The organism is Terrabacter sp. Root181 (genome assembly GCF_001428505.1).
Lineage (GTDB): Bacteria > Actinomycetota > Actinomycetes > Actinomycetales > Dermatophilaceae > Terrabacter.
The window spans coordinates 171701-187117 of sequence record NZ_LMHU01000009.1 but is presented as its reverse complement, the minus strand read 5'-3'; the positions used below and the strand labels follow the sequence as shown (position 1 = coordinate 187117).

Annotated in this window: 14 protein-coding genes; 6 read left to right on the top strand and 8 right to left on the bottom strand. The window is 71.7% G+C overall.

All coding sequences use genetic code 11. From position 1 onward, the window contains the following. Window positions 1-125: 125 nt before the first annotated feature. The 7 genes from ASD90_RS19090 to ASD90_RS23830 form a co-directional block, all read right to left on the bottom strand. Entirely contained in the window at window positions 126-2744 is a 2619-nt protein-coding gene (locus tag ASD90_RS19090) for an ATP-dependent Clp protease ATP-binding subunit (protein WP_056759944.1), read from the bottom strand. 272 nt (window positions 2745-3016) lie between these two features. Further along, window positions 3017-3757, bottom strand: coding sequence for a hypothetical protein (locus ASD90_RS19085; protein ID WP_056760296.1), 741 nt, complete (start codon window positions 3755-3757; stop codon window positions 3017-3019). Window positions 3758-4157: 400 nt separating this feature from the next. Continuing rightward, window positions 4158-4643, bottom strand: coding sequence for a nucleoside deaminase (locus tag ASD90_RS19080; protein WP_056759943.1), 486 nt, complete (start codon window positions 4641-4643; stop codon window positions 4158-4160). Then, the gene (locus ASD90_RS19075) at window positions 4640-5392 is read right to left on the bottom strand and encodes a cyclopropane-fatty-acyl-phospholipid synthase family protein (protein ID WP_056759941.1); all 753 of its coding nucleotides are present in this window, start codon (window positions 5390-5392) and stop codon (window positions 4640-4642) included. Before ASD90_RS19075 ends, ASD90_RS19080 begins: the two co-directional genes overlap by 4 nt. Window positions 5393-5498: 106 nt before the next feature. Beyond that, a complete protein-coding gene (locus ASD90_RS19070; protein WP_056759939.1) occupies window positions 5499-6785 on the bottom strand; it encodes a lactate 2-monooxygenase in 1287 nt (428 codons plus the stop codon). Between the two features lie 85 nt (window positions 6786-6870). Next, the gene (locus tag ASD90_RS19065; RefSeq protein WP_235506798.1) at window positions 6871-7674 is read right to left on the bottom strand and encodes a maleylpyruvate isomerase N-terminal domain-containing protein; all 804 of its coding nucleotides are present in this window, start codon (window positions 7672-7674) and stop codon (window positions 6871-6873) included. Then, window positions 7674-8405: a hypothetical protein gene (locus ASD90_RS23830; RefSeq protein WP_162260219.1), complete on the bottom strand. Its 732-nt coding sequence runs from the start codon at window positions 8403-8405 to the stop codon at window positions 7674-7676. Before ASD90_RS23830 ends, ASD90_RS19065 begins: the two co-directional genes overlap by 1 nt. 175 nt (window positions 8406-8580) lie before the next feature. Between ASD90_RS23830 and ASD90_RS19060 the strand changes: the two genes are divergently transcribed. From ASD90_RS19060 to ASD90_RS19045, 4 genes are all read left to right on the top strand, one after another. Then, window positions 8581-9531, top strand: coding sequence for a proline dehydrogenase family protein (locus ASD90_RS19060; protein WP_157610602.1), 951 nt, complete (start codon window positions 8581-8583; stop codon window positions 9529-9531). 12 nt (window positions 9532-9543) lie between these two features. After that, window positions 9544-10350, top strand: a complete 807-nt coding sequence (gene proC / locus ASD90_RS19055; protein WP_056759936.1) for a pyrroline-5-carboxylate reductase — start codon at window positions 9544-9546, stop codon at window positions 10348-10350. Window positions 10351-10365: 15 nt separating this feature from the next. Continuing rightward, window positions 10366-10878, top strand: coding sequence for an N-acetyltransferase (locus ASD90_RS19050; protein WP_056759934.1), 513 nt, complete (start codon window positions 10366-10368; stop codon window positions 10876-10878). Between the two features lie 92 nt (window positions 10879-10970). Then, window positions 10971-11498, top strand: coding sequence for a GNAT family N-acetyltransferase (locus ASD90_RS19045; protein ID WP_056759932.1), 528 nt, complete (start codon window positions 10971-10973; stop codon window positions 11496-11498). A gap of 96 nt (window positions 11499-11594) precedes the next feature. Here the strand turns inward: ASD90_RS19045 and ASD90_RS19040 are convergent, their stop codons facing one another. Further along, window positions 11595-12263: a TrkA family potassium uptake protein gene (locus ASD90_RS19040; RefSeq protein ID WP_056759930.1), complete on the bottom strand. Its 669-nt coding sequence runs from the start codon at window positions 12261-12263 to the stop codon at window positions 11595-11597. A 50-nt stretch (window positions 12264-12313) separates the two neighbouring features. Between ASD90_RS19040 and ASD90_RS19035 the strand changes: the two genes are divergently transcribed. Both ASD90_RS19035 and aspS read left to right on the top strand, forming a co-directional pair. After that, window positions 12314-13510, top strand: coding sequence for an acetoin utilization protein AcuC (locus ASD90_RS19035; protein WP_056759928.1), 1197 nt, complete (start codon window positions 12314-12316; stop codon window positions 13508-13510). A 452-nt stretch (window positions 13511-13962) separates the two neighbouring features. Then, the gene (gene aspS / locus ASD90_RS19030) at window positions 13963-15279 is read left to right on the top strand and encodes an aspartate--tRNA(Asn) ligase (protein ID WP_056759926.1); all 1317 of its coding nucleotides are present in this window, start codon (window positions 13963-13965) and stop codon (window positions 15277-15279) included. Window positions 15280-15417: the final 138 nt, after the last annotated feature.

Below are 15417 nucleotides of genomic sequence, written 5' to 3'. Positions count from 1 at the left end.
CCGTGGTCGCGTTCCGCGCGGGACGGCATACGACCCCGGTATGAGCTCGGGAGGGCGGCGTACGCCGAAGGGGCCGGGGACGTGATGTCCCCGACCCCTTCGGTCAGTCGCGCGACTCGCGCCGGTCAGCGCTCGGTGCCGGCCAGACCAGCATCCGGGTAGATCTGGTCGTCGGGCACGGCCGGACCGGTGGTGATGTTGACCCCGAGCGCCTCGTCGAGGGCAGCACCCTCGGGAAGCTCCGGGAGGTCGTCGGCCGGCCGGTGCGCGGCGTCCGGGTGGGCCATGTTGGAGAAGGTGAACGTCTCCGCCTTGCCCTCGCCCTCCGTGTCGACCTTGACGTACTGGCCGGAGGAGAAGTCCCCGAAGAGGATCCGCTCCGACAGGGCGTCCTCGATCTCGCGCTGGATGGTGCGGCGCAGCGGGCGAGCACCGAGCACGGGGTCGTAGCCCTTCTTGGCCAGCAGGTCCTTGGCGGCCTGCGTGAGCTCCATGCCCATGTCCTTGTCCTTGAGCCGCTTGTCGAGCTTGGCGATCTCGAGGTCGACGATCTGGATGATCTCGGCGCGGCTCAGGTGCGGGAAGACGATCGTGTCGTCGACTCGGTTGAGGAACTCGGGCCGGAAGTGCTGCTTGAGCTCGTCGGTGACCTTCGCCTTCATCCGCTCGTAGTCCGAGCGGCTGTCGGGTCCGGCCGAGAAGCCCATGTTGGCCTTGGAGATGTCTCGCGTGCCGAGGTTGGTCGTCATGATGATGACGGTGTTCTTGAAGTCGACCATCCGACCCTGCGAGTCGGTGAGGCGGCCGTCCTCGAGCACCTGCAGCAGCGAGTTGAAGATCTCCGGGTGGGCCTTCTCGACCTCGTCGAAGAGCACGACGGAGAACGGCTTGCGGCGCACCTTCTCGGTGAGCTGGCCGCCCTCCTCGTAACCGACGTAGCCGGGAGGCGAACCGAAGAGCCGGCTCACCGTGTGCTTCTCGGAGTACTCGGACATGTCGAGCTGGATCAGCGCGTCCTCGCTGCCGAAGAGGAACTCGGCGAGCGTCTTGGCGAGCTCGGTCTTACCGACACCGGTGGGGCCGGCGAAGATGAACGAGCCACCGGGGCGGCGCGGGTCCTTGAGGCCGGCACGGGTGCGGCGGATCGCCTGGGACAGCGCCTTGACGGCGTCGTCCATGCCGACGATGCGCTTGTGCAGCTCGTCCTCCATGTGGAGCAGGCGGCTGGACTCCTCCTCGGTCAGCTTGAAGACCGGGATGCCGGTGCTGGCCGCCAGGACCTCGGCGATGAGCTCCTCGTCGACCTCGGCCACGACGTCCATGTCGCCCGACTTCCACTGGGCCTCACGGGCGGCCTTCTCCTGGCGCAGCCGCTTCTCGTCGTCGCGGACGCGCGCCGCGCGCTCGAAGTCCTGGCCGTCGATGGCCGACTCCTTCTCGCGCACGAGCGCGGCGATCTTCTCGTCGAACTCGCGCAGGTCCGGCGGAGCCGTCATGCGGCGGATGCGCAGTCGCGCGCCCGCCTCGTCGATGAGGTCGATCGCCTTGTCGGGCAGGAAGCGGTCGTTGACGTAGCGGTCGGCCATGTTGGCCGCCGCGACGAGGGCGCCGTCGGTGATCGTCACGCGGTGGTGTGCCTCGTAGCGGTCACGCAGACCCTTGAGGATCTCGATGGCGTGCGGCAGCGTCGGCTCCTGCACCTGGATCGGCTGGAAGCGCCGCTCGAGGGCCGAGTCCTTCTCGATGTGCTTGCGGTACTCGTCGAGCGTCGTCGCACCGATCGTCTGCAGCTCACCGCGGGCGAGCATCGGCTTGAGGATGCTCGCGGCGTCGATGGCACCCTCGGCAGCACCGGCACCGACGAGGGTGTGGATCTCGTCGATGAAGATGATGATGTCGCCGCGGGTGCGGATCTCCTTGAGGACCTTCTTCAGCCGCTCCTCGAAGTCACCGCGGTAGCGGCTGCCGGCCACGAGCGAGCCGAGGTCGAGGGTGTAGAGCTGCTTGTCCTTGAGCGTCTCGGGCACCTCGCCCTTGACGATGTCCTGGGCGAGGCCCTCGACGACGGCGGTCTTGCCGACGCCGGGCTCGCCGATGAGGACGGGGTTGTTCTTGGTGCGGCGAGACAGCACCTGCATGACCCGCTCGATCTCTTTCTCACGTCCGATGACCGGGTCGAGCTTGCCCTCGCGGGCAGCCTGCGTGAGGTTGCGACCGAACTGGTCGAGCACGAGGGAGCCCGCGGGCGTGCCCTCGGCCTGGCTCTGGCCGACGCCGGCGCCGGCCTTCTCGCCGCTCTGCCCGCCCTGGTAGCCGGAGAGCAGCTGGATGACCTGCTGGCGGACCTTGTTGAGCTCTGCGCCGAGCTTGACGAGGACCTGGGCGGCGACGCCCTCGCCCTCGCGGATCAGGCCGAGCAGGATGTGCTCGGTGCCGATGTAGCTGTGGCCGAGCTGGAGCGCCTCGCGGAGCGAGTACTCGAGGACCTTCTTCGCGCGGGGCGTGAAGGGGATGTGGCCGGTCGGGGCCTGCTGCCCCTGGCCGATGATCTCCTGGACCTGGGCCCGGACCGCTTCGAGCGAGATGTCGAGCGATTCGAGGGCCTTCGCGGCGACGCCTTCGCCTTCGTGGATCAGACCCAGGAGGATGTGCTCGGTCCCGATGTAGTTGTGGTTGAGCAGGCGAGCTTCCTCCTGCGCGAGGACAACCACCCTTCGGGCCCTGTCGGTGAACCGTTCGAACATGTTCTTCTCCTGACTGATCGAGAGACATCTCGATGCTATCCGTGCCCGCTGTGGACGAGCACACCCCGACCAACGCCGGTCGTGTCCCTCCTGTTCCCATCCTGAGCGTGATCGGCTCAGGTTCGGCTTCTGTTCGCCGTGAGCGGACAGATGCCGAGAGGCGTGTCCTGATCCTTGCGTATGCCGTGTCGTGCCCGCACGTCGCGACGGCGCGTGTCCCCCCGGGCTTGCCTGCACCTGCGCGCCGACGCCATTCCGGCGCCATTCCGGCGTCAGGCCGGGACGGCCAGGTCGCCCGGTCTGCTCGGGAAGTACCGGCGCCACTCGTCGTTCAGTCGCGGCACGATGACGAGCCGCCGGATCCGCGCGTCGTCGAGGGCCTCGTCCCGACCGAGGTCGGTGAGCCACTGCTCGTCCGACTCGGCGTGCTGCCGACCGTCGTACTCGATGATGTGGGGAAAGGGGAGGTACGTCAGGTCGTAGCGGCGTAGCAGGGTGCCGTCGTCGTCGTGGACCCTGTGGTCGACCTCGGGCTCCGGCAGGCCGGCGAAGACGATGAGCAGTCGCAGCCGCGTCTCCATCGGTGAGTCGACGCCGGCCCGGACGAGCGTCGCTGCGCGGCGAGCCAGTCGGGAGTAGGGCCCTCGATGCTCGCGGGTCGCCGACACGAGCTCCTCGGGCGTCGTGCGACGCCGTCGCACGAGCGAGTCCCCGAGCACGACGAGGTCGACGAGCGAGAGCTGGTGGGCGAGGTCGAGGAACGTCTGCACCGGCGATGTCATCCGGATGCCTCGCCAGCGCACGACCCGCTGCCCGACCTTCGCTCGGTGGCCGGCGAGCCCCTCGCCCCTGACTCGGTGACGACGCGACGTGACGTGGACGTCGGGATCATCGGGCACCACTGCGCCGAGCAGCCGCGCGGCCGTGTGGTGCGAGACGTAGCTGTCCGGTTCCGCGACCAGAAGTGCGGCACGGGCGAGCAGGGCAGCGGTGAGCGGCTCGTAGACGGACACGTACACACCGTGGAACGGTGCGCGGTACCGACGCCGCAGGTCCCAGGCGGTGAGCCCCGCAGGCGCCTCGGATCGCCGGAAGGGCGAGCCCGCTTGTACTGTCATGCAACCGACGATCCAGCACATCGTGAGGCTCGCGCCGTCGTTCTCCACAGCCCTCCATCTCGGGGCCGCGGCGCGGGTGTGGGCTGGGTTCTTGGCTCCGGCCCTCCATCTCGGGGCCGCGGCGCGGGAGGGGTGGTGACTCGAACCGTTCTGCCACCACTCGGGGGCCGCGGCGCGGGTGTGGGCTGGCTTCTTGGCTCCGGCCCTCCATCTCGGGGCCGCGGCGCGGGAGGGGTGCGCGGAAGGGTGGTGACGTGACGGCTGGCTGGGTGCGGTCGTATGCCGGGGGGCTGCGTCAGGGGCGGCCGTGGGCGAAGCGGTCGTGGAGGTCGCGGACCTCGGCCTCGAGCTCCGGGGCCGGACCGTCGACGACCGCGCCCGGCACGACGTCCCGGATCGACAGCGCGGCGACCGGTGACGCCGCCGCACCCCACGCCGACCGCCACGCGCCCAGCTGGGCCGAGCTCACGGCATACGCGATCCGGCCGAGGCCGACCCAGGCGTGGGCGGCCGAGCACATGGGGCAGTGCTCGCCGGAGGTGTAGACGGTGGCGGCCGCGCGCTCCTCGGCGGTCAGGTGCGCTCCAGCCCAGCGGGCGATGGCGAACTCGGGGTGCTGCGTCGCGTCGAGCGCCACGACGTGGTTGTGGTCCTCGAAGAGCACCTCGCCGTCACCCGAGACGAGGACGGAGCCGAAGGGCTCGTCGCCGCGCTCGAGGGCGAGGCGGGCGAGCTCGACGGCCCGTCGCAGGTGGACGAGGTCGGTGGCGTCGAGGCTCATGCGACCCTCCCGGTGACGAGCGCGAACGTGACGAAGGCACCGCCGTCGGCCTCGAGCATCCCCTGCACGGGCGAGGTGGGCGCTCCCTTGAGCTCCATGACGGCACGTTCCCACAGCAGCCAGTTCGCGCAGGCGTCCGGCTGGTTGCGGGCGGTGACGGACGCGAAGGCGCGGCTGAACTCCCACTGGCTGCGCAGCCAGTCGGCGGTGTGCCACGCCGCGGACTCGGCGCCGACGACGCGGTCGATGTGCTCGGGGATCTCGCCGAGCTCGCGCACCTCGCTCGTCAGGGCGGGCGTCGCGACGCCGACCTGCCCACCGGGCTTGAGGAAGGTCGCGAGGTAGGGCGGGTAGTGGTCGCCGGTGCCGAAGTACTCCCACGCGTCGATGCTGACGATCGCGTCGAACGAGCCGCGGCCGAAGGGGAGCGCGTGCGCATCGACGCGCATCGCGAGCACACGGTCGTCGACGCCCTCCTTCCGGAACACTGCGGCTGCCTCGGTGGGGTCGACCCACAGGTCGGCGGCGACGACGCTGACGCCGTACTCCCTGGCGAGGAAGACCGACGTCGCCCCGAGCCCCGAGCCGAGGTCGAGCACGCGCATGCCGGCGCGCAGGTCGAGGTCGGCGGCGAGGTCCTCGAGCAGCCACAGCGGGTGCGGGCCCATGTCGAGGTCGACGAGCCACTTCGCGTCGTAGCCGTTCGACTTGGGGTAGGCGTCGCGGGTCAGGTGGTCGAGAGCGGGCATGCCTCGATCCTCCGGGATGGGACCTGACGGCGTCGACTCCGTTCCATGCGGCGAGAAGTGGCCGCTCGACCAGGACGAGGTGGCAACAGTTGGCCTCTCGACGGTGTCAGGGGGCGGGAACCAGGCGTTCCGGGGTGAGGTCGGCGAGCGACGTGCACCCCGTCAGCGCCAGCTGGAGGTCGAGCTCGGCCCGCAGGTTGCGGAGCACCTCCGACACCCCGTCAGCGCCGGCCAGGGCCAGGCCGTAGACGTGCGGTCGCCCGATGCCGACGGCCGTCGCGCCGAGGGCAAGGGCGACGAAGGCGTCTGCGCCGCAACGGATCCCGCTGTCGAAGATCACTGGCACCGACGACCCCGCCTCGCGTACGGCCTCGACGACGCCAGGCAGGGCGTCGAGGGCGGCCACCGTCCGGTCGACCTGCCGGCCGCCGTGGTTGGAGACGTAGACGCCGTCGACCCCGGCCTCGACGGCACGACGGGCGTCGTCGGGATGGAGGATCCCCTTGAGCACGATCGGCAGGCTCGTCAGCGCCCGCAGCCGCGGCAGGTCGTCCCACGTCAGCGACGGACGGCTGAAGACGTCGAGGAAGGTCTCGACGGCCGCGCGCGGCTCGGGTGCCGTGAGGTTGTGGCGGGTGTCGCCCGGGTGGTTCCGGCTCATCGACACGAGGGTCGCGACCGCCGCGGGCGTGGGACGTGGCCGGACCGTCGGCCCGGCGGCCGCCACCCGCTGGCGAACGAGCCGCTGGAAGACGGGGTCCGACGTGTACTGCGCGATGCCCTCGCCCCGGGCGAACGGCAGGTGCCCGAGGTCGAGGTCGCGTGGACGCCACCCGAGGTATGCCGTGTCGAGCGTGACGACGAGGGCGTCGCTGCCGCACGCCTCGGCCCGCGAGACGAGGCTCTCTACGAGGTCGTCGTCGCTGCTCCAGTAGAGCTGGTACCAGTGCCCGGTCCCGCCGAGGGCGCGGGCGACGTCCTCCATCGGCACGGAGGCCTGGGTGCTGAGGATCTGGGTGACGCGCTGCTCCCGGGCGCCACGGGCGACGGCGAGGTCGGCCTCGTCGTCGGCCATCGACAGCACACCGACGGGTGCGACGAGGAAGGGGCTCTCGTGCCGTCGACCGAAGAGCTCGACCGACGTGTCGCGCTCGGTCGTGTCGACGAGCATCCGCGGCACGACGCACCACCGGGAGAAAGCGGCCACGTTGGCATCGGCGCTCGCCTCCGAGCCGGCCGAGCCTGCGACATAGGCGAACCCGCGTTTCGACATCACCTTGCGGGCGGCCGCCTCGAGCCGTGTGCCGTCGGTGGGGACCGCCGGTCGGTGGCCGAAGGCGCCGGCCCGGTAGATGGCGGACTGGACGGTCCTGCCGATGCCCTCCTGCGGCATACGAGCTCCTCTGGTCGCGCGGGTCCCGGTGCTGCGGGGGTGCGGCCCGGACTGGGCCCATCCTGCTACGCGGCCGACCCGGGGGTCACCAGGTGACGGAGACGGTCTCGCGCCACCAGCGTTCGAGCTCGTCGACGGGCTCGGCGGCGCCTCGGGTCCACAGCCGGAGGTAGAGGTCGACGGGGTCGCCGGTCAGGGTGTGGTCGGCGGCGGCCTCGGGAGACCCTGGCCTGACCCGACGGGTCCGGATCGGCCGGCCGGTGTTGAGCTCGACGAGCCAGGCGACGTCGGCGCCCTCGGGACTCACGAGGAGTCGGGTCGGCGCGCCGGGTGACGCGCCCTCCCTGCGGCGGGTGACGAAGCCGACGAGCAGCTCGTCGATGCCGTCGAGCGCGATGGCCGGCCGGATCCAGGTCTCGTCGGCGCGGGCGGGCCGTCCGAGCCGGGCCCCGAGCGCGTCGACGGCGTGGATCGTCGTCTCGTGGCACTGCCGGCGGGTCCAGAAGAGTCGCGCCGGCGGAGCCTCCTTGAGGAAGACGAACGCGTGGAGGTCGTCGGGGGCATCGACGACCGCCTGAAGCAGCGCGGTCGCGCCGTCGTCGAACCAGCCGAGCACGTCGGCTGACTCCCGTCCCTCGCGCTCGAAGGGCTCCGCCTCGTCGACGGTCTCGCTGCGCAGGTGGCCGGCGGCCCAGCGGTGGACCATGCCCTGGTGCGCGACGAGGTCGAGCACCGTCCAGCCGGGGCACGTCGGGACGGGGGCGTCGAGACCGGCGGCCATCGCGTTGGCGCGCAGGACCGTCGCCGCGGCCCCGAAGGCCTCACCGAGATCGTCGAGGCCGACGCCGAGCGGTCCCGGCGCGGCGAGGGCGGCATCGTCGGTCGTCATCAGAGCTCCTGGACTCCGCGGGCCAGCAGCGCGAGGGCCGTCGACCCCTTCTCGGTGGCGACCTTCGCGTCGGGGGCCGAGTAGGTGAGGCGCACGAGCACGTTGCCCACCTGCACGACGCCGACATAGTCGTGACGCGTCTCGTCCGGGGAGGTGCGCGTCACGTCGACCCGGCCGAGCGGCATACCCTCCGCCACGTCGCGGCGCTGGTTGGCGACGGTCGTCGTGACGCCCTGCGCCGGCCGGGGCGCCCGGCAGGCCGCCGCGGCGTCGAGCAGCGGCTCGACCGCCGTGGCGGCGGACGCGAGGTCGGGGTAGGTGATGGCGGCGACGTCGGCGCGGACACCTCCCGGGCCCTCCCAGGCCCTGGCGTATGCCGGGGGGCCGACGTCCCGGGCCACCGTGGGCCCGCCGGGGCACGACCTGACGACCGCCTCGGTCACGGCTTCCCGGTCCGTGCGGGTCAGTCCGCTGAGGTCGTGGCCGGCGAGGTAGGAGGCGACCGCAGCCCGGTCGTGGACACGGGGCGGCACCAGGCTCGCCGGTGGCGTGAGGGGCGCGTCGGACGTGGGCCCGCTCGAGGTGCTGCCGGCGCGGGTCGTGCCGGAGTCCGGGGGCGTCGCCGACCCGGTGGCGGCGGGCGCCGCGGAGCACCCGGCGAGCGCGAGCGGCACGGCAGCGACCGCGAGGGCAGCGGCTGCGGATCGGCGGGCGGCGGTCGGTCGTCGCATGCCAGCGAGTCTGCCCCATGGCCCGACCGGCACCGCGTGCGGCACGGGGAGGCGGGCGAGTGGAGGGGACGGGCCGGCGCAGGATCCCGGCGGCGGTAGATTTGCCCGGCGGGATGGTCACCACCGCCCGCCGCCGTCACCCGAGCGACATCCCGAGCACCACCCGGAGGCCCCCGTGGACGCCAGCGACCTGCTGCGCAACTCGCTCCTGCAGCTGTCCAAGCAGGAGAAGATCCGAGACGTCATCGAGAAGGCGCCCGTGTCGCGCTCGGTCGTCAAGCGCTTCGTGCCCGGCGCCGAGCGCGCCGACGTCGTCGGGGCCGCCTCCGAGATCGCGGCGTCCGGCCGCCTCTCGACGATCGACTACCTCGGCGAGGACACGACCGACCTCGCGCAGGCGCGAAACACCCGTGACGCGTACGTCTCGCTGCTGACGGCGCTGCGCGACCAGGGGCTCACCGAGGGCGGCACCGTCGAGGTCTCGCTCAAGCTGAGCGCCCTGGGCCAGGCCCTGCCCGGCGACGGCAACGCGATCGCCCTCGACCACGCCCGCGAGATCTGCGAGCTGGCCAGGCAGTCCGGCACGACCGTGACCCTCGACATGGAGGACCACACGACGACCGACCTGACGCTCGACGCCCTGCGCGAGCTGCGCGCCGACTTCCCGACCGTCGGCGCCGTGCTGCAGGCCTACCTCTACCGCACCGAGGCCGACTGTCGGGACCTCGCCCACGCCGGGTCCCGCGTGCGCCTGTGCAAGGGCGCCTACAAGGAGCCCGAGTCGGTCGCCTTCCAGGCCGGCGCCGACGTCGACAAGTCCTACGTGCGCTGCCTCAAGATCCTCATGCAGGGCGAGGGCTACCCGATGGTGGCCTCGCACGACCCGCGGCTCATCGAGATCGCGGGAGCGCTCGCGGGCCAGGCCGGTCGCGACCCGAGGTCGTTCGAGTACCAGATGCTCTACGGGATCCGGCCCGAGGAGCAGAAGCGGATCTCCGACCGCGGCGACCAGATGCGCGTCTACATCCCGTACGGCCAGGAGTGGTACGGCTACCTCATGCGTCGGATGGCCGAGAAGCCCGGCAACGTCATGTTCTTCCTGCGCGGCATCGCGACCAAGAGCTGAGCGGGGCCCACGATGACGACGACGGCCATCTTCGGTGCGGGAGTCATGGGCGAGACCCTCGTCTCCGGCCTCATCCGGTCGGGCCGCACGCCGGGCGACCTCGTCGTCACCGGACGCACCCCCGACAAGGTCAACGCGCTCGCCGAGCGCTACGGCGTGCGCGTGCTGGCCAACGCCGAGGCGGCCGACGTCGCCGACACGCTCGTGCTCTGCGTCAAGCCGCAGGACATGGCGGCGCTGCTCGACGAGATCCACGACCACGTGGTCCCCGGCAACGCCGTCATCTCGCTGGCCGCCGGCATCACGACCGAGTTCCTCGAGTCGCGGCTGCCCGACGGCACGTCGGTCATCCGCGTCATGCCCAACACGCCGGCGCTCGTCGACCAGGGCATGGCGGGCATCTCGCCCGGCAGCCACTGCACCGACGACCACCTCGCCGAGGCCGAGGCGCTGCTCAGCTCGTGCGGCCGGGTCGTCCGGCTCGCCGAGAAGCACCTCGACGCCGTCACCGCCATCTCCGGTAGCGGGCCGGCCTACATCTTCTACGTCGTCGAGGCCATGATCGAGGCCGGCGTCGTGCTGGGCCTACCGCGGGCCACGGCTACGGAGCTCGTCGTCCAGACGCTCTACGGTGCGGCGACGATGCTCAAGGAGACCCGGGAGCACCCGACCGTGCTGCGCGAGCAGGTCAGCTCGCCCGGTGGCACGACCGTCGCCGCCCTGCGCCAGCTCGACGATCACAAAGTCCGGGCCGCGTTCGTCACGGCCATCGAGGCCGCGGCGGCACGCTCCAAACAGCTGGCGTCCGGCCAGGTCTGAGGGCATCGTGGGGTGATGGCCGAGCCCCAGCCCCACGACCAGCGCCTGCACCTGCACCCCGTCTCGCCCGACGACTGGGAGTCGCACCGCGACGTCCGTCTCGCGATGCTCCAGGACGCCCCCGACGCGTTCTGGTTCACCTACGCCGACGAGGCCGCCTACGACGAGGCCGACTGGCGCGAGCGCATCGAGGGCGCGTGGCTCGTGCAGGCCCGGGACGCCTCGGGAGTGCTCGGCAGCGCCGGCCTCGGCTCCCACTGGGAGCCCGAGCGGGCCACGACCGCAACGTTGTTCGGCATGTACGTCGCACCGCAGGCGCGCGGCCGCGGTGTCGGCGAGGCCCTCGTCCGGGCCGTCCTCGAGCACGCGCGACGCCTCGGCAAGTCCGAGGTCGTCCTGGAGGTGACGAGCTCCAACACGGCCGCGGAGACGTTGTACGCGCGGTGCGGGTTCGTGCGCTCCGGCGCGGTCCACGACCACCCGCGACGGCCGGACCTGCGCGAGATCGAGATGGTCCACCGGCTCTGAGTCGCACTGTCGGGCAGTCGGTCCCGGCGTGCACCCGAACGTTCACCGGCCCGCGGGTGCGATCCGGATGCCTGTCGTGCGAAGGTGGACCCATGAGCGACATCACCGTGCGTCCCCTCGGCGAGGACGACTGGGAGGACTACCGGTCCGTCCGCCTCGCCGCACTGCGTGAATCGCCCGAGGCGTTCGTGGCTTCGGTCGACGACGAAGAGTCCTACGACGAGGACTTCTGGCGTGAACGCATGCAGCGCTCCGCGCGGCTGGTCGCCGAGCGCGACGGCCTCGCCGTCGGCGTGGTCAGCGTCGGCACCGCCAAGGAGAGCGACGGCTCGGCCGGCGAGCTCTTCGGGCTGTGGGTGCGCCCCGAGGCCCGCGGTTCCGGTGTCGCGACGCACCTCGTCAAGGACGGAGCCTCGCTCGCCGCCGAGCGCGGCCACTCCCACCTCGTCTACTGGGTCGGCACCGAGAACGGCCGTGCCGTCGCCTTCGCGAGCGGCATGGGCTTCCGCCCGACCGACTACCGCCGACCGATGGGCGTCGTCAGCGAGGAGGACGGCGAGGAGGAGATCGCCATGGTCCTGCCGCTCGGCGTCGACAACGGGCCGCAGCTGCGCCTCTGACCCGGGCCGAGGCGCTGCGCCTCCGCTGGACGGCACGAACCCACCCCCTGCGCTCGGGGACGGTGGGTTCGCCTGTGCCACAGGGCGGGTGAGCGCTCAGGGGCGAGCGGCGAACCGTTCGATGAGCTCGACGGGGCCGCTGACGATGAGCATGTGGTGCGCCGAGATCTTCGTCTGGGGCACGGCATACGTGAAGTCGTCGCCGGGCGCCTTGACGCCGACGACGGTGACGCCGTACTTGCGGCGGATCTGGCTCTGCTCCAGCGTGAAGCCGATCGTCTCGCTCGGCGGTTTCAGCTTGACGATGGCGAAGCCGTCGTCGAACTCGATGTAGTCGAGCATCTTGCCGTTGACGAGGTGGGCGACGCGGCGGCCCGAGTCGGCCTCGGGGGAGATCACGTGGTGCACCCCGATGCGGTCGAGGATGCGCTTGTGCTCGGGCGACAGGGCCTTGGCCCAGATGGACGGCACTCCGGCATCGACGAGGTTGGCCGCCGCGAGCACCGAGGACTCGACCGACGACCCGATGCCGACGATCGCGATCCGCGGCTGCGCGGCGCGGATCATGTCGAGCGCCGTGGACTGCGCCATGTCGGCGTGGACGACCTTGGCCACCTTGTTGACGTAGCTCTCGGCGATGGCGTTGTCGCGCTCGACGGCGATGACCCGGTGGCCCAGCTTGGTGAGCTCGAGAGCGACGGCCGAGCCGAAGCGCCCCAGCCCGATGACGATCACGTCGTCGTCGAAGAGCCGGTTGCGGCCCATGGGTGTTACCTCCGTCGTCCGTGGCGCGTTTCCGCGATAGCGTCTCAATCATGCCAACTCAGGCCCGGGTCGTCTGGGACTCCTCCTTCACGAGGTACGACTTCGGTCCTACGCACCCGATGGCACCCGCACGTCTCGACCTCACCGCCCGACTCTGCGACGCGCTCGGGGTCTTCGACGTCGACGGCGTCGAGGTGGTCGGGGCCGACGTGGCCTCCGACGAGCTGCTCGCCACCGTCCACGACGACGACTACGTCGCCGCCGTCAAGGCCGCGTCGGTCGACCCGTCCGTCGCGGACGACGCCTACGGCCTGGGCACCGACGACGACCCGGCGTTCGTGGACATGCACGATGCCAGCGCCCGGGTCGTGTCGGGCACCGTCGACAGCTGCCGCGCCGTCTGGGGGGGCGAGGCCGAGCACGCCGTGAACTTCACCGGCGGCCTCCACCACGCGATGCCGGGCAAGGCGAGCGGCTTCTGCGTCTACAACGACATCGCCGTGGGCATCCAGTGGCTGCTCGACCACGGCGCCGAGCGCGTGGCCTACGTCGACGTCGACGTGCACCACGGCGACGGCGTCGAGCGCATCTTCTGGGACGACCCGCGGGTGCTGACGATCTCGGTCCACGAGACCGGGCGGGCGCTCTTCCCCGGCACGGGCTGGCCCAGCGACATCGGCGGCCCCGACGCCGAGGGCACCGCGGTGAACGTCGCCCTGCCGCCCGGGATCGGCGACGCCGGCTGGCTGCGCGCCCTGCACGCCGTCGTCATGCCGCTGGTCCGCGCCTTCAAGCCCGACGTGCTCGTGACCCAGCACGGGTGCGACACCCACGCCGAGGACCCGCTCGCACACTTCGCCGTGACGGTCGACGCCCAGCGGGCCGCGGCCGACGCTCTCCACCGCCTGTCGCACGAGGTGTGCGAGGGCCGCTGGGTCGCCCTCGGCGGCGGTGGCTACGAGGTCATCGGCGTCGTGCCCCGGACGTGGACCCACCTGACCGCCATCGCGGCCCACGCCCCGATCCAGACGACCGCCCCGATCCCTGAGGACTGGCGCGCCCACGTCGAGCAGGTCTTCGGCCGACCCGCTCCGCGACGCATGGGCGACCTGACCGCCGAGGACGGGCCGCTGTGGTGGCGCTCGTGGGAGATGGGCTACGACCCCGCGAGCGAGGTCGACCGCGCGGTCATGGCCACGCGCACGGCCGTCTTCCCGCTGCACGGCCTCGACGTCCACTTCGACTGAATCTTCTGCGCCTCGCTTCGCTGCGGCGCGTGCCGCGGCGCCCTGCTGTCGGCGCCTCGCTTCGCTGCGGCGCGTGCCGCGGCGTCCGTCAGCCGTTGCCTTCCTCCGCTCCGCTCGCTCGTTCCTCGCTCGCTGCACTGCGTCCAGGCAACGCCGACGCCGCGGCCGTCTGCTGTCGGCACCTCGCTTCGCTGCGGCGCGTTCCTCGCTCGCTGCGCTGCGTCCAGGCAACGCCGACGCCGCGGCGATCCTGATAGGGCCCGCCGAATCCCGGTCGCACGCCGGCCGCGATCGCACGTATCCTTGCTGGACACGGCGACGACGGGCCTGACGATCCTGAGCCGAGCACGACCAGAGGCCGTCCGCGATCCGCGGCGGCGAAGGTGTGGTGGCACAGCGACATTCCCCATCGCCCACACCTCCGGGGCACCAACCCTCTGGAGGTGAACGGAATGCAACCAACCCGACCCACGACCCGTGCTCCGCGCGTGCTCGCGCGTGACCTCACAGCCGTGCGACCCGGCGAGCGGGCCACGCTCGCCGGCTGGATCCATCGACGACGCGTCCTCGCGAGCGTCACGTTCCTCGTGCTGCGCGACCGCTCCGGCCTGGCACAGGTCGTCGTCAAGGACCGCGAGACCGTCGAGCAGCTGGCCGGGCTGCCCGAGGAGACCGTCGTCGAGGTGACCGGCTCCGTGTCGGCCAACGAGTCGGCTCCCGGTGGTGCCGAGCTCGTCGAGCCCGTGGTCACCGCGCTCACCGAGCCGGCCCTCGCGCCACCGACCGAGCTGTGGCGCCCGACCTTCGGAGCGGGACTGCCGACGCATCTCGACCATGCGGCGGTGACCTTGCGCCACCCGCGCCACCGGGCGGCCTGGCAGCTGGCGAGCGCGTCGATGCGAGGCTTCCGAACGGCTCTCAGCACTCGCGAGTTCACCGAGATCGCGACGCCCAAGCTCGTCGGCACCGCCACCGAGTCGGGCGCCAACGTCTTCACCGTCGACTACTTCGGGCGCACCGCCTACCTCGCGCAGAGCCCGCAGCTCTACAAGCAGATGCTCGTCGGGGTCTTCGAGCGCGTCTTCGAGGTGGGGCCGGTCTTCCGTGCCGAGCCGCACGACACCGTGCGTCATCTCGCGCAGTACACCTCGCTCGACGCCGAGCTCGGCTTCATCCGCGACCACCGCGACGTGCTGGCCGTCCTGCGCGAGGCCGTCGCCGGAATGGTCGAGGGCATCCGCGAGCATGCCCCCGACGCCGCTGCACTCCTCGGCGTCGAGCTGCCGCAGGTGCCCGAGGAGTTCCCGGTCATCCACTTCAGCGACGCCCTGGCCAAGGTCGGCGCCGACCCCGACGAGCCGGACCTCAGCCCGGCCCACGAGCGAGCGCTCAGCGAGTGGGCCAAGGCGGCGTACGGCTCGGACTTCCTTGCGGTGGAGGGCTACCCGATGGGCAAGCGGCCCTTCTACACGCATCCGCAGCCGGGCGACGAGCGGTGGAGCAACAGCTTCGACCTGCTCTTCCGGGGCCTCGAGCTGACGACCGGCGGGCAGCGTCTGCACCGGCCGTCGGACTACGCCGCGGCCCTCGAGCGCACCGGCACCGACCCCTCGGTCCTCGCCGGCTACCTCGACGCCTTCGCCCACGGCATGCCTCCGCACGGCGGGTTCGCCATCGGTCTGGAAAGGTGGGTCGGGCGCCTGACGGGCGCCGAGAACATCCGCGAGGTGACGCTCTTCCCGCGTGACCTGCACCGTCTGGAGCCGTGACGAGCCGGGAGATCCACAACGGTCCCACCGGCGTGTCGAGTTGCGCGCGAGCGATTCGTTCTGCTGTTCGCTTCCCCTCCAGTCACATCTGCCCCTAATGTTGCTTCTTGCACCTGCGTGCTGTTTCGCCGGAGGGGA

Coding starts and splice junctions, on each gene's coding strand:
- ASD90_RS19090 (WP_056759944.1), bottom strand. CDS start 2,744: ATGTTCGAACGGTTCACCGACAGGGCCCGAAGGGTGGTTGTCCTCGCG.
- ASD90_RS19080 (WP_056759943.1), bottom strand. CDS start 4,643: ATGAGCCTCGACGCCACCGACCTCGTCCACCTGCGACGGGCCGTCGAG.
- ASD90_RS19075 (WP_056759941.1), bottom strand. CDS start 5,392: ATGCCCGCTCTCGACCACCTGACCCGCGACGCCTACCCCAAGTCGAAC.
- ASD90_RS19070 (WP_056759939.1), bottom strand. CDS start 6,785: ATGCCGCAGGAGGGCATCGGCAGGACCGTCCAGTCCGCCATCTACCGG.
- ASD90_RS19065 (WP_235506798.1), bottom strand. CDS start 7,674: ATGACGACCGACGATGCCGCCCTCGCCGCGCCGGGACCGCTCGGCGTC.
- ASD90_RS23830 (WP_162260219.1), bottom strand. CDS start 8,405: ATGCGACGACCGACCGCCGCCCGCCGATCCGCAGCCGCTGCCCTCGCG.
- proC (WP_056759936.1), top strand. CDS start 9,544: ATGACGACGACGGCCATCTTCGGTGCGGGAGTCATGGGCGAGACCCTC.
- ASD90_RS19050 (WP_056759934.1), top strand. CDS start 10,366: ATGGCCGAGCCCCAGCCCCACGACCAGCGCCTGCACCTGCACCCCGTC.
- ASD90_RS19045 (WP_056759932.1), top strand. CDS start 10,971: ATGAGCGACATCACCGTGCGTCCCCTCGGCGAGGACGACTGGGAGGAC.
- ASD90_RS19040 (WP_056759930.1), bottom strand. CDS start 12,263: ATGGGCCGCAACCGGCTCTTCGACGACGACGTGATCGTCATCGGGCTG.
- ASD90_RS19035 (WP_056759928.1), top strand. CDS start 12,314: ATGCCAACTCAGGCCCGGGTCGTCTGGGACTCCTCCTTCACGAGGTAC.
- aspS (WP_056759926.1), top strand. CDS start 13,963: ATGCAACCAACCCGACCCACGACCCGTGCTCCGCGCGTGCTCGCGCGT.